This is a genomic window from Streptomyces sp. bgisy130 (genome assembly GCF_057708345.1).
In genome coordinates this window covers 16,524-34,357 of sequence record NZ_JBYISA010000055.1, presented here as the reverse complement: position 1 = coordinate 34,357, position 17,834 = coordinate 16,524, and the positions used below count along the sequence as shown (strand labels likewise).

At 72.4% G+C, this 17,834-nt stretch carries 16 protein-coding genes and 1 tRNA gene; 14 read left to right on the top strand and 3 right to left on the bottom strand.

Annotated features, from left to right (window positions below; all coding sequences use genetic code 11):
• Positions 1 to 6 precede the first annotated feature (6 nt).
• The 6 genes from AC3EUV_RS35695 to AC3EUV_RS35670 all read left to right on the top strand — a co-directional run bounded on the left by AC3EUV_RS35695 (position 7) and on the right by AC3EUV_RS35670 (position 5,269).
• Positions 7 to 1,212, top strand: coding sequence for a cytochrome P450 (locus tag AC3EUV_RS35695; protein ID WP_432140477.1), 1,206 nt, complete (start codon positions 7 to 9; stop codon positions 1,210 to 1,212).
• A 52-nt stretch (positions 1,213 to 1,264) separates the two neighbouring features.
• Entirely contained in the window at positions 1,265 to 1,459 is a 195-nt protein-coding gene (locus AC3EUV_RS35690) for a ferredoxin (RefSeq protein WP_432140457.1), read from the top strand.
• Positions 1,460 to 1,467: 8 nt separating this feature from the next.
• The gene (locus tag AC3EUV_RS35685) at positions 1,468 to 2,643 is read left to right on the top strand and encodes an NAD(P)/FAD-dependent oxidoreductase (RefSeq protein WP_432140456.1); all 1,176 of its coding nucleotides are present in this window, start codon (positions 1,468 to 1,470) and stop codon (positions 2,641 to 2,643) included.
• 124 nt (positions 2,644 to 2,767) lie between these two features.
• Positions 2,768 to 4,018, top strand: a complete 1,251-nt coding sequence (locus tag AC3EUV_RS35680; RefSeq protein ID WP_432140476.1) for a sensor histidine kinase — start codon at positions 2,768 to 2,770, stop codon at positions 4,016 to 4,018.
• Between the two features lie 2 nt (positions 4,019 to 4,020).
• A complete protein-coding gene (locus AC3EUV_RS35675) occupies positions 4,021 to 4,695 on the top strand; it encodes a response regulator transcription factor (protein WP_432140455.1) in 675 nt (224 codons plus the stop codon).
• 187 nt (positions 4,696 to 4,882) lie between these two features.
• Positions 4,883 to 5,269 (top strand): effector-associated constant component EACC1, encoded by a 387-nt coding sequence (locus tag AC3EUV_RS35670; protein ID WP_432140454.1) that lies wholly within the window; start codon positions 4,883 to 4,885, stop codon positions 5,267 to 5,269.
• Positions 5,270 to 5,516: 247 nt separating this feature from the next.
• On the opposite strand, the gene AC3EUV_RS35665 is transcribed toward AC3EUV_RS35670, so the two are convergent.
• Complete coding sequence (locus AC3EUV_RS35665; RefSeq protein WP_432140453.1) at positions 5,517 to 5,843, bottom strand: hypothetical protein; 327 nt, start codon at positions 5,841 to 5,843, stop codon at positions 5,517 to 5,519.
• Between the two features lie 200 nt (positions 5,844 to 6,043).
• On the opposite strand from AC3EUV_RS35665, the gene AC3EUV_RS35660 reads away from it, so the two are divergent.
• Positions 6,044 to 6,117 (top strand) — tRNA-Met (locus AC3EUV_RS35660).
• A gap of 74 nt (positions 6,118 to 6,191) precedes the next feature.
• Here AC3EUV_RS35660 and AC3EUV_RS35655 read toward each other — a convergent pair.
• Entirely contained in the window at positions 6,192 to 6,992 is an 801-nt protein-coding gene (locus AC3EUV_RS35655) for an NAD(P)H-dependent oxidoreductase (RefSeq protein ID WP_432140452.1), read from the bottom strand.
• 44 nt (positions 6,993 to 7,036) lie between these two features.
• Here AC3EUV_RS35655 and AC3EUV_RS35650 point away from each other — a divergent pair, with 44 nt between their 5' ends.
• From AC3EUV_RS35650 to AC3EUV_RS35640, 3 genes are all read left to right on the top strand, one after another.
• Complete coding sequence (locus AC3EUV_RS35650; protein WP_432140451.1) at positions 7,037 to 8,146, top strand: GlxA family transcriptional regulator; 1,110 nt, start codon at positions 7,037 to 7,039, stop codon at positions 8,144 to 8,146.
• Positions 8,147 to 8,486: 340 nt separating this feature from the next.
• On the top strand, positions 8,487 to 9,419 hold the full coding sequence (locus AC3EUV_RS35645) for a DUF2797 domain-containing protein (RefSeq protein ID WP_432140475.1): 933 nt from the start codon (positions 8,487 to 8,489) through the stop codon (positions 9,417 to 9,419).
• A 263-nt stretch (positions 9,420 to 9,682) separates the two neighbouring features.
• Positions 9,683 to 10,558: an amidohydrolase family protein gene (locus AC3EUV_RS35640; protein WP_432140474.1), complete on the top strand. Its 876-nt coding sequence runs from the start codon at positions 9,683 to 9,685 to the stop codon at positions 10,556 to 10,558.
• A gap of 31 nt (positions 10,559 to 10,589) precedes the next feature.
• On the opposite strand, the gene AC3EUV_RS35635 is transcribed toward AC3EUV_RS35640, so the two are convergent.
• Complete coding sequence (locus AC3EUV_RS35635; RefSeq protein WP_435604713.1) at positions 10,590 to 11,156, bottom strand: NADPH-dependent FMN reductase; 567 nt, start codon at positions 11,154 to 11,156, stop codon at positions 10,590 to 10,592.
• A 470-nt stretch (positions 11,157 to 11,626) separates the two neighbouring features.
• Here AC3EUV_RS35635 and AC3EUV_RS35630 point away from each other — a divergent pair, with 470 nt between their 5' ends.
• The 4 genes from AC3EUV_RS35630 (at position 11,627) to AC3EUV_RS35615 (ending at position 17,738) form a co-directional block, all read left to right on the top strand.
• Complete coding sequence (locus AC3EUV_RS35630; RefSeq protein WP_395370245.1) at positions 11,627 to 12,418, top strand: response regulator transcription factor; 792 nt, start codon at positions 11,627 to 11,629, stop codon at positions 12,416 to 12,418.
• A 159-nt stretch (positions 12,419 to 12,577) separates the two neighbouring features.
• A complete protein-coding gene (locus AC3EUV_RS35625) occupies positions 12,578 to 14,113 on the top strand; it encodes a sensor histidine kinase (protein ID WP_435604712.1) in 1,536 nt (511 codons plus the stop codon).
• Between the two features lie 185 nt (positions 14,114 to 14,298).
• On the top strand, positions 14,299 to 15,615 hold the full coding sequence (locus tag AC3EUV_RS35620; RefSeq protein ID WP_435604711.1) for a bifunctional glycosyltransferase family 2/GtrA family protein: 1,317 nt from the start codon (positions 14,299 to 14,301) through the stop codon (positions 15,613 to 15,615).
• The gene (locus tag AC3EUV_RS35615) at positions 15,612 to 17,738 is read left to right on the top strand and encodes an ArnT family glycosyltransferase (protein ID WP_435604710.1); all 2,127 of its coding nucleotides are present in this window, start codon (positions 15,612 to 15,614) and stop codon (positions 17,736 to 17,738) included. The genes AC3EUV_RS35620 and AC3EUV_RS35615 overlap by 4 nt, the downstream gene beginning before the upstream one ends.
• Positions 17,739 to 17,834 lie beyond the last annotated feature (96 nt).

The window sequence follows — 17,834 nt, the reverse complement described above, 5'->3', positions numbered from 1 at the left end:
CCTTCCGTGACGAATGCCCAGCCTACGAAGACCCAGCCCATCAAGTCGCAGCCCACGGTGCGGAGCTGCCCCTTCGACCCGCCGGAGGAGTACCGGACGCTGCGGGAGCAGGAGCCGGTCGCGCCGATGACCTTCCCGGACGGTGCCGCCGGCTGGCTGGTCACCAGGTATGACGACGTGCGGACCGTACTTTCCGACCCGCGGTTCAGCGCGAAGCGCGGCATCCTGCGGCCCGGCAGCCCCGAGGGGGAGGACGTACCGGCGCCGCCGCCGGGGATGTTCATCATGATGGACGAGCCGGAGCACACCCGGTTCCGGCGGCTGCTCACCGGGCAGTTCACCGTGCGCCGGATGCGGCAGCTCACGCCGGCGGTGGAGAAGATCGTCGCCGAGCAGCTGGACGCGATGGCCGCCGCCGAGGGCCCGGTCGACCTCGTCCAGGCCTTCGCGCTGCCGATTCCCTCGCTGGTGATCTGCGAGCTGCTCGGGGTGCCCTACGCCGACCGCGAGGAGTTCCAGCGGAACTCGGCCACGATCGTCCGGCTGAATTCCAGCCCCGAAGAAGTCCGGCAGGCACAGGCCGCGATGCGCGGATTCATCCACCAACTGGTGCTCGCCAAGCGGGAAAACCCCACCGACGACATCCTCAGCGAGCTGGTCCGGTCCGGGGAGCTGACCGACGAAGAGCTGATCGGCGTGGGGGTGTTGCTGCTGATCGCCGGGCACGAGACGACCGCGAACATGATCGCGCTCAGCACCATGTGCCTGCTGCAGAACCCCGGGCAGCTGGCAGCGTTGCGCGCCGACCCCTCACTGATGGACGGCGCCGTCGAAGAACTGCTGCGCTACCTGTCGATCATTCAGTTCGGGGTCCGCCGTACGGCGCTGGAGGACGTGGAACTGCACGGCCGCCAGATCAAGGAAGGCAGCATGGTGGTCGCCTCCCTGGCATCCGGGAACCGGGACACGGCACACGTCGCCGACGACCCGGAGCTGTTGGATGTGGCCCGGGGGCACAGCCCGCACCTGGCGTTCGGCCACGGCATCCACCAGTGCCTGGGCCAGCAGCTGGCCCGTGCGGAGATGAAGGCGGCCCTGTCCGCGCTCCTGGACCGGTTCCCGACGCTGCGGCTGGCGGTTCCGGTGGAGGAGGTGCCCATGCGCGACGACATGCTCGTCTACGGCGTCCACAAACTGCCTGTGACCTGGTGAAACCGCCACACACCCAGCGCATCGCCGAACCACACACCACACGGAGAACCACATGAAAATCCTCATCGATGAGGGCAAATGCGTCGGCGCGGGCACCTGCGTGCTGGCCGCCGCCGACGTCTTCGACCAGCGGGACGAGGACGGCATCGTCGTCCTGCTCGACGCCGTCCCGCCGCACGCGTTGCTGCCCCAGGTCAAGGATGCCGCCGCCCGCTGCCCCGCGCTGGCCATCGAGGTGGTGGAGTAGTGCCCACCATGGACCACATCGTTCTGGTGGGCGCGTCGGCCGCGGGTCTCACCGCGGCCGACGCCCTGCGGCGCGAGGGCTTCACCGGGGCGCTGACCATGGTCGGCGACGAACTGCAGCTCCCGTACGACCGGCCACCGCTGTCCAAGCAGGTGCTGGCCGGCGACTGGGAGCCGCATCGGTCCACCCTGCGCCAGGACACCGACATCCAACGGCTGGACATGACCCTGCGTCTGGGGTGCCGGGCGACCGGTCTCGATACGACGGACCGCGTCGTCACCCTCGCGGACGGAGACCGGCTGGGATACGACGGCCTGATCATCGCCACCGGGCTGCGCCCCCGTCGCCTGCCCTTCGGCCACGAACTGGCCGGCGTGCATGTGCTGCGCACCCTGGACGAGACCCTGACGCTGCGCGCCCAGTTGCTGGCCGGTCCCCGTGTCGTGGTGATCGGCGCCGGATTCCTCGGCAGCGAGATCGCGGCCTCCGCGCAGGGTCTCGGCCTGGACGTCACCCTCGTCGACGTCGAGCCCGCCCCGATGGCCAGGCAAGTCGGCACCTGGGTCGGCGGTTTGGTGGGCGATATGCACCGGGACCACGGTGTCCGGTTGCGCATGGGCCGCCATGTCACCGGCATGACCGGCGAGAACGGCCGCGTCACCGCCGTGACCCTCGACGACGGCAGCCGGCTGCCCGCCGACGTCGTCGTGGTCGCGATCGGCTCGGTGCCGGCGACCGGCTGGCTGGCCGGCTCCGGGCTCCCGCTGGGTGACGGGGTGCTCTGCGACAGCACCTGCCGAGCCGCACCCGGGGTGTACGCGGCAGGGGACGTCGCCAACTGGCCGCATCCCGCGACCGGCGGCCGAGTCCGCCTCGAACAACGCACCAACGCCACCCAACAGGCCATCACTGCAGCCCGGAACCTCCTGGCCGGCCCGGCGGAGGCAGTGCCCTACGCACCGGTCCCGTTCGGCTGGACCGACCAGTACGACGCCAAGATCCAAACCTGCGGCTGGTGCCCCTCCGACGCGGCCGTCGAAGTCGTCGACGGGGATCCACAGGCACGTAAATTCGTCGCGCTCTACAAGGTGGACGGCCGCGTGGTGGGCGCGCTCGGCTGGAACAGCGCACGCGCCCTGCGCGAGTACCGCAGTCACCTCACCGGGAACGGCGTCGCGAGGTGAGCCGGCTGCCGCACGACAGGCCGGTACGCACGGTCCGCCTCGTCCGATGAAGCCGTACGCACCGCAGGGCCGGACCGCCGTCATCGCCGGTCCGGCCGGGGCTGCGTACCGTGGGAGAGTGCAGATGACCGACCGGCTGGGGGAGTGGCGGCGGGCGGCCCGGCCCCCCATGGTCGACCTGGCCGTCGCGGTGGCCTGCTTCCTCCTGGCCTCCCCGCTGACCCTCGCCTTCGCCTACATCGACCACGCTGCGGTCTCCTGGTCCCTCGCCGCCCTCGCGCTCTCCTGTGTGCCGCTGCTCGTCCGAAGCCGCTGGCCACTTGCCGTGGTCGCAGTGACCGTGGCCATGTCTCTGGCCCAATTGCCCCTGTCCCAGCTCCCCAGGCCGACGCCCGCCGCCACGGCCGTCGCTCTCTATACGGTGGCGATCCGCACCGGCCGGCGGACGGCGTGGGCCGCCGGCCTACTCGCAGCAGCCGCGCTCATCACCGGGTCGCTGCTCCTCCGCCCGGGCGTGGAACAGCTTCCGCAGTCCCCTGCCCTGGCGGAGAAGCTCCCGTCGTCCCTTGCCCTGATTGCCTGGACGCTCATGGCGGTGGCCATCGGCGACGCCGTCCGCAGCCGCCGCCAAGTGCTCGCCGCCGCCATGGAGCGGGCCGAGCGGGCCGAGCGCACCAAGGAGGCAGAGGCCCGCCGCCGGGTCACCGCGGAACGCCTCCGGATCGCCCGGGAGCTGCACGATGTCGTGGCTCACCACATCACCCTGGTCAACGCCCAGGCGGGCGTGGCTCACCACCTCATGCGCACCGACCCCGAGCACGCCTACCAGGCGCTCGAACGGATCCGGGACACCAGCCGGGGTGCGCTGGACGAACTGCGTGCCACCGTAGGACTGCTCCGGTACGGCGAAGACCCGGTCGAGCCCCGCGAACCGGCGCCCGGACTCGCCGGTCTCGACGCTCTGCTGGACTCCTTCCGCCACTCCGGCCTCCACGTTGCGCTGGAGCGCACCGGGCAACCGGGCGAGCTGTCACCGATCACCGACCTGACGGCCTACCGGATCATCCAGGAGGCCCTGACCAACACGCACAAGCACGCCGGCCCGGCATCGGCGCGGGTCCGTCTGGACTTCCGCACCGATGTCCTGCGGATCGCCGTCGAGGACGACGGCCGTGGTACCGAGGGAAGCAACCGTGGCACCAGCCCTGCCGTCGCGGGCATCGAAGGAACTCCTGAGGCCGGGACCGGCCACGGCATGATCGGTATGCGGGAGCGGGCCAAGTCCGCCGGAGGTACCCTCGCCGCCGGACCGCGCCCCGGTGGGGGCTTCCGTATCGAGGCCGAACTACCGCTGCGCCCCGGCCGAAAGGGCTGACCATGACCATCCGTGTGCTGCTCGCCGACGATCAGGCCCTCCTGCGCGGCACCTTCCGGATGCTCATCGACTCCGCCTCCGACATGGAGGTCGTCGCGGAGGCCGCAACCGGCCGCGAGGCAGTCGACCTGGCCCGCAGCCACCGCGCCGATCTGGTGCTGATGGACATCCGGATGCCCGACCTCGACGGTCTCGCCGCGACCCGGCTGATCGGCGAGGACGAGGATCTCGCCGGTGTGAAGGTCCTGGTGCTGACCACCTTCGAGAACGACGAGTACGTCGCGGAGGCCCTGCGCGCCGGGGCGAGCGGCTTTCTCGGCAAGGGCATCAACCCGGACGAACTGCTCGACGCCATCCGTGTGGTCGCCGCCGGCGACTCCCTGCTCTCGCCGACCGCGACCAAGGCCCTGATCGCCCGTTTCCTGGCCCAGCCCGCACCACCCCCCGGACGGGCCGCAGCACCGCAGTTGGCCGCACTCACCCCGCGCGAGCGCGAGGTGGTCACCCTGGTCGCCGCCGGCCTGTCGAACGACGAGATCGCCGAGCGCCTCTTCGTCACTCCGCTCACCGCCAAGACCCACGCGAACCGCGCGATGACCAAGCTGGGCGCCCGTGACCGGGCCCAACTCGTGGTCATCGCCTACCAGACGGGACTGGCCCGGCCCGACGGGGCATGACCTCCGGCACCGTTCGCCGTGCCACGGCCGAGGGCCCGGCCCTGATCCATCGGGCAGGGCCTGACCCTCTCCCTGGGGATAACCCCGTGGTCTTGGGGAGGGGTGGGCCTGGGGAAAACTCCGTCGGGGTGGGGGGTGCGCTTCTATGGTGAGTGGGAGTGGGAGTGGTGGCGATGGGAGGGGCCGGGTGGTGGAGGTCAATCTGTCGTTCGGGGGTGGGTTGGAGGATGCCGAGGGGGCGGTGTCGTTGTACCGGTGGCTGGTGGCCGAGCCTGAGTTGCGGGGGCAGGTACGGGTTTCGCTGGGGGCGGGACAGCCGGAGCCGGGGCATATGGGCGGGGGGCTGGATCTCGTCAATGTCGTGGTCGCCAACAGCATTGCGCTGGGCAGCCTGATCACCGCTGTGGCCACCTGGCGGGGCTCGCGGCCCCGGCCGCCGCAGATACGGCTCGAGCGGGACGGTGTGGTGGTGACGCTGCATGACAGCTCTCCCGAGACGGTGGAGCAGATTCTGCGGGTCTGGAACGAGAGCGGTGCGGCTGCTCCGGTGGCGGCGGACGGAGACGGCGAGTAGCCGTGGCCGTCTTGTCGGACCCGGCCCGCTCGGAGGCCGTATTGGTGGGCGTCCATGACTACGTCAACCTGGAGAGGCTGCCCGCGGTCGCCAGGAGTCTGGCCGGGCTGCGGTAGGCGCTGACCGACCGACGGCATCCGGCGGGGCTGATCGCCGGGGCGGCCCTGGCCGGGCACCGCCCCGGGAGCGGCGGGACGGTCTGCCGGGTGTCCTCCCGGGAGTGCGGCTGGGCGGTCGCCGTACGTCCTCAGGGGGTGACGTCCAAGACGGCGGCCAGGTGGCGGCGGACGTGCTGGGCCGTGTGGTGGGCGTCGCGGTCGGTGATGTCCACGGGGAGGACGTTCCAGGGGGTGGCGGCCAGTAGGCGGCGGGTCAGGGCGGCCTCGCGGTGGAGGTGAGTGGCGGCCGAGGGAAGGTCGTGGACGGAGCGGGTGCCCGGGGAGGCGGCGAGCTTGGTGACGTACCAGGTCTCCCAGTCGGGGCCCTCGCGATCGACGGCGCGGCGGAGTGCGGTCGCGGGGTCGTCGTGGACGTAGACGACGGTCACCCGGGCCGGTTCGACGGCGGTGGCCAAGTCACGTAGGACGCCGGCGATGGCGGGTGGGGTGTGCGGGGTGGGCGGGGGCTGTGGGGTGATGGGTGGGGGTCATGGAGGGCAGTTTTTCAAAGGAGCTTCAACAGGGGTGTGCAGGGCAGTAGTTGAGCGGGGGCGGGGTGGTGGTCGGAAAACGATTAGGTATTGCCGGGGGAGTCGCGTAGTGTTCATTTCACCGACGCGGGGTGGAGCAGCTCGGTAGCTCGCTGGGCTCATAACCCAGAGGTCGCAGGTTCAAATCCTGTCCCCGCTACTGACGCCGCAGGCCCGGTGGAATCACTTCCACCGGGCCTGCGGCTTTTCTGTGTGCGGTTTTCTGTGTGCGGATCATCCGTGGACGGGTGGCGGCGGGGCCGTGTAGTGGACGGCCGGACCGGTGCGGGGCGGGGGCAGCCGGGCCAGGTCGGGGTGGAGCAGGAGCTCGTCGTCGTAGTCGCTGCTGTTCTGGTGGCGGAACGGGAGCGGCTCGGTGGTGGGAAGCGTGCGCAGGCGCTCGCGCAGGCGGGTGGCGGCGGTCGCGTAGGCGGTCGGGGTGGTGCGGTCCGCGCCGGGGATCAGTAGGGGCGGGACGACGGACATCCCCGTGTACCAGAGGGTGCCGTGCTGGAGGGGGAAGAGGAGGTCGTTGAGGTCTCCGTTGACGCCGCGCGGGCCGAGGGTGGCGGCGCGGGCGCCGGCGGTGGTGATGACCATGGCCCGTTTGCCGGTGAGTTTTCCGTCGCCGTAGCGCTGGGGGCGGCCGGTGGCCGGGTCGGTGAGCCCGAAGGCGAAGCCCTTGACGAAGACGCGGTCGAACCAGCCCTTGAGGATGGCCGGCATTCCGTACCACCAGAGGGGGAACTGGACGATCAAGGTGTCGGCCCAGTCGAGCTTGTCCTGTTCGGCGCGGATGTCGGGGGCCAAGTGGCCGTCCGTATAGGCGCGTTCCGAAGCCGGGCCGATGAGTAGGCGGTCGGCCGGGTCGTGGCCGTAGTCGGCGGCGTCGACCACCGGGTTCCACTTCATGGCGTACAGGTCGGAGACGCGGTGCTGGTGGCCCTGGGCGGCGAGGGCGCGCAGGCCCTCGTCCTTGAGGGCGCCGCTCAGGGAGCGCTGGTCGGGGTGGGCGAACAGCCAGAGGACCTTCATGCCCTCCACTCTCCGCGGGGGCGGGGCGGCGAACGAGTGGCCCGATGGCCATGGTGTGCAAGGATCGGGCCATGGGTGTAGTGGAGAGCGGTAGCGGTAGCCGGGGCAGTGGTGGTGGGGCGGGTCGGCGGGTGCGGGCCGTTGTGGGGAGCGGGCGGCGGCATCGCGTGGCGGTGCTGGTGCGGGACGGGATGCTGCCGATCGAGGTGGGCATCGTGCACCGGATCTTCGGGGAGGCCCGGTCGGCGGCCGGGGAGCCGCTGTACGAGCTGGTGACCTGCGCGTTGGAGCCAGGTGAGGTGCGGACGGACACGGACTTCACGGTGAATGTCGCGCACGGGCCGGAGGCGCTGGCGGAGGCCGACACCGTGGTCGTACCGGCGGCCGGGGCGGACTACGACCAAACGGCGGAGCGGAGTGCCGGGCGGCTGAGCCCGGCGATGGCCGAGGCGCTGGGCCGTATTCGGCCCGGGACCCGGATCGCGTCCATCTGCACGGGTGCGTTCGTGCTGGCCGCGGCCGGGCTGCTGGACGGGCGGCGGGCGACCACCCACTGGCGCTCGGTGGCGGACTTCCGCACGTTGTTCCCGGCCGTCGAGCTGGACGCGGATGTGCTGTACACGGACGAGGGCGAGGTGCTGACGGCGGCCGGGGTCGCCTCCGGGATCGATCTGTGTCTGCATATGGTCCGGTGCGATCACGGGGCGGCGGTGGCCAACGACGTGGCGCGGCGGACGGTCGTGCCGCCCCATCGGGAGGGCGGGCAGGCGCAGTACATCCGGCGGCCGGTGCCGGAGCCGCAGATCTCGTCCACCGGGGTGGCGCGGGCCTGGGCGCTGGAGCACCTGGACCGGCCGCTGAGCCTGCGGGAGCTGGCGGCGCGGGAGTCGATGAGCGTACGGACCTTCACCCGGCGGTTCCGGGAGGAGGTCGGCATCTCGCCGCTCCAGTGGCTGACGCAGCAACGGATCGAGCGGGCCCGGCAGTTGCTGGAGGAGACGGAGCTGACGGTGGACCGGATCGCGGCCGAGGCGGGCTTCGGGACGGCGGCCTCGCTGCGGCAGCATCTCCAGACGGCGCTGGGGGTGTCGCCGCGGGCGTATCGGAGCACGTTTCGGGGGCCGGGGGGTGGTGGGGGTGGGTTGGTGGCTTGAGGGGAGTTGGTGGGTTGAGGAGGTGGTGGGCTGAGGGGAGTCGGTGGGCTGGCGGGTAGGTGAGGGTGCGGGCCGGGGCCGGGGCCGGGCTCGGGCCGGGCTCGGGCGGGTGCTGGGGTGCGCGTGAGGGGGCGCGGGGAGTGTGCAGGCCGGGGTGCTGGCGTACGGGGGCCGGGCAGGCCGGCTGTGGGCGGGTGGCGTTGTCAGTGGGTGGTCGTACGCTGGCGGTGTGTGGCGATGTACGGGACCGCGCTGGTCGGGCGGCGGGCCGGGGTCGGGGCCGGCGGGGCGGTTCGGACAGCGGCTCGGCTGGTATTGCGCCGAGCGGGGCGAGGAGCGGATGAGCCTGCTCCCCGCGGGCAAGCAGCTGGCCTTCGCTGCGCAGGGCGAGCGGCTGTGTCTGGGGGTGCGGCGGGCCGGCCGCTGGATCGTGTGCCCGTATGGGGCGGTGCTCGACGGGGCGAGTGCCAGGGATCAGTGTGCGCGTTGCGCCCAGTTGGACCGGTCGCGTTCGGTGGCCGCGGACACCATGGCCGACGATCCGCGGCCCTACGGGGTCTATCTCGCGTACTTCGGTCCCGGGCTGCTCAAGGTAGGGATCACGGCCGCCGAGCGCGGACCGGCCCGGCTGGTGGAGCAGGGGGCGGTGGCGTACGCATGGCTGGGGCGGGGGCCGCTGATGGCGGCGCGGCGGGCGGAGGCGCTGCTGGGGAGCGCGCTGGCGGTGCCCGACCGGTTCACGAAGGCGGCCAAGCGGGCGGCGCGCGGGGCGCTGCCCCCGGTACCGGACCGGGCCGCCGAGCTGGCTCAACTGCATCGCACAGCACGGGAGTTGGCCGGCTGGCCGGAGACGCTGGAGCCGGTCGAGTTCGCCTGCGCCGACCATACGGAGCTGTTCGGCCTCGACCGGATTCCGGGCGAGGTGGCGGAGCTGGGCGGAATGACGGCCGGGGCGGAGATCGTGGGGGAGGTGCTGACCGGGGTGGGGGCCGATGTGTATCTGCGGTTGGTGGGGGGCGGAGACGGGGTCGGGGACGGAGATGGGGATGTGAACGGGGGCGGGGAGCGGGCGGGGGCCGGTGGGTTCCGTGGTGCCGGGGCCAGTCGGGGTGCGGGGGTGGTTGCGGTGATGGATGCGCGGCTGTTGTCCGGGTGGGTCTTGGGGGCCGCTGCGGGGCGGGTGACGACGGTGCCGGTGCGGGCCGCGGGGCGCGGGGCGGGAGAACGGGAGCGGGAGGGGGCGCCGGGGGCGGGGCAGGAGGGGTTGTTCTGAGGTGGGGGGGTGGGCTGGCCTGGTGGTCGGGCGTCGGGGCGAGGTAGGGGGCGGAGCGGCGCGGCCCGGTTTGGTGGTGGTCGGCCGGGGGGCGATCGGCCCGGCTCGGCGTGGTCGGCTGCCGCACCGAGGTGGTCGTGTTGCTTGCCGGTCGGCTGTCAGAGTGGGAGGGGGATGCACTCTGTAAGGGGCGGGTCGGGCCGTGGTGGTCGGGGCCGTAGGGGCGAGGCCGTAGTGGTGGAACCGTGAGGGAGGGGCCCGGAGTGGTGGACGGGGACGAGCGGGTTGGCGCGTTCTGGCGGGAGTTGGGGCTGCCGGGGCTGATCGATGTGCATACGCACTTCATGCCCGAGCGGGTGATGGCGAAGGTCTGGGCGTACTTCGACGCGGCCGGGCCGCTGGTGGGCCGGGTGTGGCCGATCACCTACCGGTTCGAGGAGGACGAGCGGCTGGCGGTGCTGCGCGGCTTCGGCGTACGCGCCTTCACCTCGATGATCTATCCGCACAAGCCGGGGATGGCGCGGTGGCTGAACGGCTGGGCGGCCGACTTCGCCTCCCGTACGCCGGACTGTCTGCGGACCGCGACGTTCTTCCCGGAGGATGGTGCCGCAGAGTATGTGCGCGCCGAACTCGCCGACGGGGCACGGGTTTTCAAGGCGCATGTGCAGGTGGGTGGGTACGACCCGGCCGATGCTCTGCTCGACCCGGTGTGGGGTGCCCTCGCGGAGGCCGGGGTGCCGGTCGTCGCCCACTGCGGTTCCGGCCCGGTGCCGGGCAAGCACACCGGGCCCGAGCCGATCGCGCGGCTGCTGGCCCGCCATCCACGGCTGCGGCTGATCGTCGCCCATATGGGGATGCCGGAGTACGCCGACTTCATGGACCTCGCGCAGCGCTATCCGGGCGTGTACCTCGATACGACGATGGCGTTCACGGACTTCTCCGAGCGGAGCGCGCCTTTCCCGCGGGCGGAGCGCGGCCGGCTCGGGGACCTCGGTGAGCGGGTGCTGTTCGGCAGCGACTTCCCCAACATCCCCTACGGGTACGCACATGCGCTGGAGGTGCTCGCCGGGCTGGAGCTGGGGGAGGACTGGCTGCGCGGGGTCTGTTACGGGAACGCGGCGCGGTTGTTCGGCGTGTGAGCGGGCCGGAGGGCGGTGCGGGCCGCCGCCTTCATGGTGTGGGGAGCGGGGCGGTCGTTGCGGCTGCGGCTGCGGCTGCGGCTGCGAGATGAGACATGGCTACCTCCAGATCGGTGAGGGTGGCCTCGTCCTTCAGCCGTGCCGTAGTGGGGTCGACCTTCGGGCCGATGGCGGGGATTTCGCGGCAGGCCGCCGTCACGACCTCGCCGGACATCATGCGCAGGATCTCGCGCAGCTGGACGTTGGCGTGGTCACCGCCGGTGGGGAACGGCGAGGCGGTGATCACCGCCACCGGCTTGCCGACGCATTCGCCGCTGCTGACCAGCCAATCGAGGGCGTTCTTGAGGACGCCGGGGACTCCGTGCGCGTATTCGGGGCTGACGAGGAGCAGGGCGTCGGCGGTCGCGGCGGCGGTGCGCAGGGCGGCGACCGGGGCCGGGGGTGTGGCGTCCTCGCCGTCCAGGTCGGGGTTGAAGTGCGGGAGCGCGCCGATGTCCGCGGTGGCGGCCGGGCCGTCCCAGAAGGTGAGCGCGGAGCGTAGCACCGCACCGTTGGAGGAGCGCGCACGAAGGCTGCCGGAGAGGGCGAGGAGTCTCATGTCGGCGACGGTACGCGGTTGGGGGCGGGGTGGGCCGGGCGGGCTGGGCGGCCCACGGCGGGCGGCCCACGCGGGCGGCCCGGAGAGGCTGTGGAGGGGGCGGCGGAGGGGTCTGCGGAGGGCTCTCGCGGGAGCTCCTCCGTAGCCGTCGAGGCAAGGAAAGTGCTGGTCAGGGCGATTGTCAGTGGCGGGTGCGATGCTTAAGAAGTGGTGATCGACCTGGACCGCGCGGGGGGCGGCCCAGGTCGGTCCACGGACGGTCGGCAGATACCGAATCGCGGCAGGCGATGGGTGGTTGGTGGGCTGACGGCTGACGGTGGGCCGTTGGTGGCTGGTGGTGGCAGGGGTGGGGTGGGGCGGGGGCCCCGGGGCCGGGGGTCGGGGGTCGGGAGAGAAGGCCTGGTGGTTTCTCAGGAGATTCACAGAAAGGCGCAAGGGAGCTCTCACGGGGGCGGGCCAAGCTCCGGAGCATGACCGTGACTTCCTCGTCCTCAGCGTCGTTTCGTCTGCCGGCTCCGGCGTCGTCCTCCAGGGGTGCGCCGGGGAAGCAGCCGGAGCTGTTGCGGGCCGACGGGAGCCCCGTGCGGGTGCTGGTCGTGGACGATGAGACCTCGCTCGCCGATCTGCTGTCGCTCGCGCTGCGTTACGAGGGCTGGGACATCCGCGCGGAGGGGGACGGCGCCGGTGCGCTGCGCTGTGCCCGTAGTTGGCGGCCGGATGCGGTGCTGCTCGACGTCATGCTGCCGGACATGGACGGGCTGACGGTGCTCGGGCGGCTGCGGCGGGAACTGCCGGATGTGCCGGTGCTGTTCCTGACGGCCAAGGACGCGGTCGAGGACCGGATCGCCGGGCTGACGGCGGGGGGCGACGACTACGTCACCAAGCCGTTCAGCCTGGAAGAGGTGGTGGCCAGGCTGCGGGGGCTGCTGCGCCGGGCCGGTGCGGCCGCCGCGCGGAGCGAATCGCGGCTGACGGTCGGCGATCTGGTGCTCGACGAGGACAGCCACGAGGTGTGGCGGGACGGCCAGGAGATTCATCTGACCGCCACCGAGTTCGAGCTGCTGCGCTATCTGATGCGCAATCCGCGGCGGGTGCTGAGCAAGACCCAGATCCTCGACCGGGTCTGGAGCTATGACTTCGGCGGCCAGGCCAATGTGGTGGAGCTGTACATCTCGTATCTGCGGCGGAAGATCGACGTGGGGCGGGCGCCGATGATCCACACCCGGCGGGGCGCGGGCTATCTCATCAAGCCGGGCGGGTAGCGGGCCGTGAGCGGGAAGCCCGCCACGGCGCCCGAGCAGCCTGGTCGGCCCGAGCACCCCGAGCACCCCAACCACCTCGAGCACCCCGGCCCCCCACCCCCGCCAAAAGCCCCCCAGCCCCCCGCCCCCCGTCGCCGATGGTCCCTCCGGACCCGGCTCGTGGTGTCCGCGGTGGCGCTGATCGCCGTCGTCGCGGCCGTCATCGGGATGGTGACGAGCATTGCGCTGTACTCCTACATGCAGGGGCAGTTGGACCGGCAGGTGCACGACTTTGTGATGCGTGCCCAGATGCCGCGCCCCCATGATCCGAGGCTTCCCCAGGGCAGCTTGGACTTTGTGGCGATGGCAGGTCAGCCCCTCGACGCCGTGGGGGCGCGGATCGGGCCCGGAGGGACGGCCGAGACGGGAGCGAAACTGACCAACCCGACCGGCTGGCCGCCCGAGGAGCGGCTGACGGACCTGACCAAGGCGCAGGTCGCGGCGCTGAACAGGGTGCCGAGGGACGGCCGGGCGCACACCGCCGAGCTGCCCGGACTCGGTGACTACCGGGTGGAGTCCGGCAAGGACGGCTCCCTGGTGCTCGGCCTGCCGCTCGCCAATGTGCAGAAGACCGTCGGCAGGCTCGTCCTCATCGAGGCGTGTGTGACGGCCGCCGGGCTGGCGGCGGTCGGGCTCGCGGGCTCCGCCATGGTCGGGATCGCGCTGCGGCCGCTGCGCCGGGTCGCCGCCACCGCCACCCGGGTCTCCGAACTCCCGCTCCACCAGGGCGATGTGGCGCTGCATGTCCGGGTGCCGGCGTCCGAGTCGGACGGGCGTACGGAGGTCGGGCAGGTCGGTGCGGCGCTGAACCGGCTGCTGGGGCATGTCGGTTCGGCGCTCGCGGCCCGTCAGGAGAGTGAGACGCGGGTGCGGCGGTTCGTCGCCGATGCCAGCCATGAGCTGCGTACTCCGCTCGCGTCGATCCGGGGTTACGCCGAGCTGACCCGGCGCGGGCGGGAGCAGCCGGGCCCGGAGACCCGGCACGCCCTGGGCCGGATCGAGTCGGAGGCGGAGCGGATGACGGGGCTGGTGGAGGATCTGCTGCTGCTCGCCCGGCTGGATTCCGGGCGTCCGCTCGCGTATGAACCCATCGATCTGTCACCGCTGGTGGTCGATGCGGTGAGCGACGCCCGGGTCGCCGGGTCCGGTCACCGGTGGCGGCTGGAGCTGCCCGATGAGCCGGCGGTGGTGTACGGCGATGCCGGGCGGCTGCACCAGATATTGGTGAATCTGCTGGCCAATGCCCGTACGCATACGCCGGAGGGGGCCACGGTGACCGCCAGGGTGCGGGCCGCCGCGGGCGCTGCCGCCGGTCGCGACGGGGGCGTCCAGCTGGAGGTGCGGGACGACGGGCCGGGGATTCCGGCGGAGCTTCTCCCGCATGTCTTCGAGCGCTTCGCCCGGGGTGATGCCTCGCGTTCGCGGGCCGCCGGGAGCACCGGGCTCGGCCTCGCCATCGTGCAGGCGGTGGTGACCGCGCACGGCGGCACGGTCGGGGTCGGCAGTGTGCCGGGGCGGACGGTCTTCACGGTGACACTGCCGACGGCGGCGGCCCCGTCGAAGGCGCGCGAGATGGCGGGAGGGACGGCGGGCAAGACGGTGGGAGGGCCAGCGGGAGGAACGGCAGGAGGGGCGGCGCCGGGCACCGGTCGGTAAGCCGCAAGGTCCGGGTTGGCGCGCCAGTCAGGGCCCGGCGCGACCCGCCGATCAGGGCTCCGGCGCGACGAGCCGGCCAAGGCCCCAGCCCAACACGCTGACCAGCAGCCGCCCCCCCACCCCCTCACAGCCGCACCACAGCCTCACCACACCCCCATGACAGCCGGTCTGGCGAATGTCGTGGCATGACGACGACACCGCCGCCCCGCGCCCCGCTGGGCTCCCTGCCACCACGCGAGCATCTGCGGCTCGGCCAGAGTGCGACCGTCCTCGATGTGGTGATCCCCGTTTACAACGAGGAGCGCGACCTCGAACCCTGTGTGCGGCGGCTGCGCGAGCACCTCGTCCGCACCTTCCCGTACGGCTTCCGGATCACCATCGCCGACAACGCGAGCACGGACCGTACGCCGGAAGTCGCCGCCCGGCTCGACGACGCCCTCGACGAGGTCACCGCGGTACGGCTGGAGCAGAAGGGGCGGGGGCGGGCGCTGCGCACCGTGTGGGCGCTGTCCGAAGCGCCGGTGCTGGCCTATATGGACGTCGATCTGTCCACCGACCTCAACGCGCTGCTGCCGCTGGTGGCGCCGCTGATCTCCGGGCACTCGGATCTGGCGATCGGCTCCCGGCTCAGCCGGAGCGCACGGGTGGTGCGGGGGCCGAAGCGGGAGTTCATCTCGCGGATGTACAACCTCATCCTGCGGGGCTCGCTCGCCGCACGGTTCTCCGACGCGCAGTGCGGGTTCAAGGCCATCCGCGGCGAGGTCGCCGAGCGGCTGCTGCCGATGGTCGAGGACACCGGGTGGTTCTTCGACACCGAGCTGCTGGTGCTCGCGGAGCGGGCCGGGCTGCGGATCCATGAGGTGCCGGTGGACTGGATCGACGACCCGCACAGCACCGTGCACCTCGTGCGGACGGCCGCCGAGGACCTCAAGGGCGTCTGGCGGGTGGGGCGGGCGCTGGCGACCGGCGGGCTGCCGCTGGACCGGCTGGCCCGGCCGTTCGGGGACGATCCGCGGGACCGCGAGCTGACCGGGGTGCCCGGCGGGCTGGCCCGGCAGCTGGTCGGCTTCTGTGCCGTCGGCGCGCTGAGCACCCTGCTCTACCTCGCCCTCTTCTCCCTCTTCCGCCTCGGGACGGGCGCCCAACTGGCCAATGCTGCCGCACTGTTGCTGTCGGCGCTCGCCAATACGGCCGCCAACCGGCGGCTGACCTTCGGCGTACGGGGCCGGGACCGGGCGGTCCGCCATCAGGCGCAGGGGCTGGTGGTCTTCGCCATCGGACTGGTGCTGACCAGCGGCTCGCTCGCGGCCCTCGACGCCGCCGGGGGCACCGCCTCGCACGGCACCGAACTCGCGGTGCTGGTGGCCGCCAACCTCGCGGCGACGGTGCTGCGTTTCCTGCTCTTTCGCGTCTGGGTCTTCCCTGATCGCGAGCGCCGGGACGACCTCGCCGCGGCGCACCCCTCGTACGACCGGAACGATCTCACCAGGAGCACTCGATGACCCCGCAACAACGGCCCGGCACCCCGGCGCCGCCGCCCGCGACACAGGAGGGCGCGCCCGCCCCCTGGACGCCTGTGGCACCGGAGCCGGCAGCCCGCTGGGAGCGGCCCGCACTGCTGGCATTGCTGCTGGTCACGGCGGTGCTCTACCTCTGGAGCCTGTCCGCTTCCGGCTACGCCAACCAGTTCTACTCGGCCGCCGTACAGGCCGGCAGTGAGAGCTGGAAGGCATTCTTCTTCGGTTCGTCGGATGCGGCGAACTCCATCACCGTCGACAAGCCACCGGCCGCGCTGTGGCCGATGGCGCTGTCCGTACGGCTCTTCGGGCTCAGCTCCTGGGCGATCCTGGTGCCCGAGGCGCTGATGGGCGTGGCGGCGGTCGGGGTGCTGCACCGGGCCGTACGGCGGCGGTTCGGCGCGGGCGCGGGGCTGCTCGCGGGCGGCGCGCTGGCGGTGACGCCGGTCGCGGCCCTCATGTTCCGGTTCAACAACCCCGACGCGCTGCTGTGCCTGCTGATGGTCTGCGCAATCGCCTGCGTCCTGCGCGCCCTGGAAGACGGCCGGACGAAGTGGCTGGTCCTGGCCGGGGTCTGCTTCGGGCTCGGGTTTCTCACCAAGACGCTCCAGGCGTGGCTGATTCTGCCGCCGCTCGCCGTCGTCTACGCCTGCTGTGCGCCGGTCGCGCTGCGCCGGCGGTTCGGTCAGCTGCTGCTCGCCGGACTGGCGATCGTGGTGTCCGGCGGCTGGTGGGTGGCGCTCGTCGAACTGTGGCCGGCCGCCTCCCGCCCGTATATCGGCGGCTCCCAGCACAACAGCTTCCTGGAGCTGACCTTCGGCTACAACGGCTTCGGGCGGATCACCGGCAACGAGACCGGCAGTGTCGGGGGCGGCGGCCGTCCCGGCGGCGGCGGTGGTGGTGGCTGGGGCGAGACCGGCATCACCCGGCTGTTCTCGTCCGACATGGGCGGGCAGATCGCCTGGCTGCTGCCCGCGGCGCTGATCCTGCTGGTCGCGGCGGTGGCGGTGCTGTGGCGGGCGCGACGGACGGTCGCCGCCGAACAGGCCGCACAGCGGGCGGAGTTCCTGGTCTGGGGCGGCGCGCTGCTGATGACCTTCACGACCTTCAGCTTCATGTCCGGGATCTTCCATCAGTACTACAACATCGCGCTGGCCCCGTATATCGCCGCGCTGGTCGGGATGGGCGCGGCGCTGTTGTGGCGGCGCGGCGGACGGCTCGCTGCCTACGTCCTGGCCGGGACGGTGGCGGTGACCGCTGGTTGGTCGTTCGTGCTGCTGAACCGCTCGCCGGACTGGCTGCCGTGGCTCCGCTGGACGGTGGCGGCACTCGGCCTGCTGGCGGCGCTGGGGCTGCTGTTGGCGGTACGGCGGGATGGGGCACCTGCGGTGGAGGGGACGCCGGCGTCGGAGGAAGCACCCGTATCGGCTGGTGTCCCCCTACGGACGGGCCACCGGATCGCGGTGCTCGCGGCCGGGCTCGGGGTGGTGACGGCGCTGGCCGGGCCGGTGGCGTACACGCTCAATACGGTCAACACGGCGAAGGGCGGCTCCATCATCACGGCCGGTCCCTCGGTGCGGGGCGCCATGGGCGGCCCCGGCGGCGGGTTCCCGCGCGGCAGGATGCCGGGCGGCGGCATGCCGGGCCACAACGGCGGGGCACCGGGTGGCGCACCGGGTGGCGCACCGGGTGGCGGCACACCCGGCGGTGCCGCCGCCGGCCGGATGCCCGGCATGGGCGGCATGGGTGGTCTGCTCAACGGCACCAAGGTCAGCGACCGGGCCAAGGCGCTGCTGGTGAAGGACGCGGACGACTACACCTGGGCGGCCGCGGGCACCGGCTCCCAGACCGCCGCGAGCTACCAACTCGCCACCGAGAAGCCGGTGATGGCGATCGGCGGCTTCAACGGGAGCGATCCGTCGCCGACCCTCGCCCAGTTCAAGAAGTATGTCGCGGACGGGAAGATCCACTACTTCGTCGCGGGCGGGCAGGGCCGCCCCGGCGGCGGCCGGGGCGGCTCGTCGCAGATCTCGTCCTGGGTGGCGAAGACCTTCAAGAAGGTCACCGTCGGCAGCGCCACCTTCTACGACCTGACGAAGCGCGGGTGATGCGACCACCCAGCACCTCACGAAGAATCAGGCCGGTATGAGGACGCCGGGGGTCCACCCCCGTACGTTCACCCCGCCGACGACCCACCGACGCTC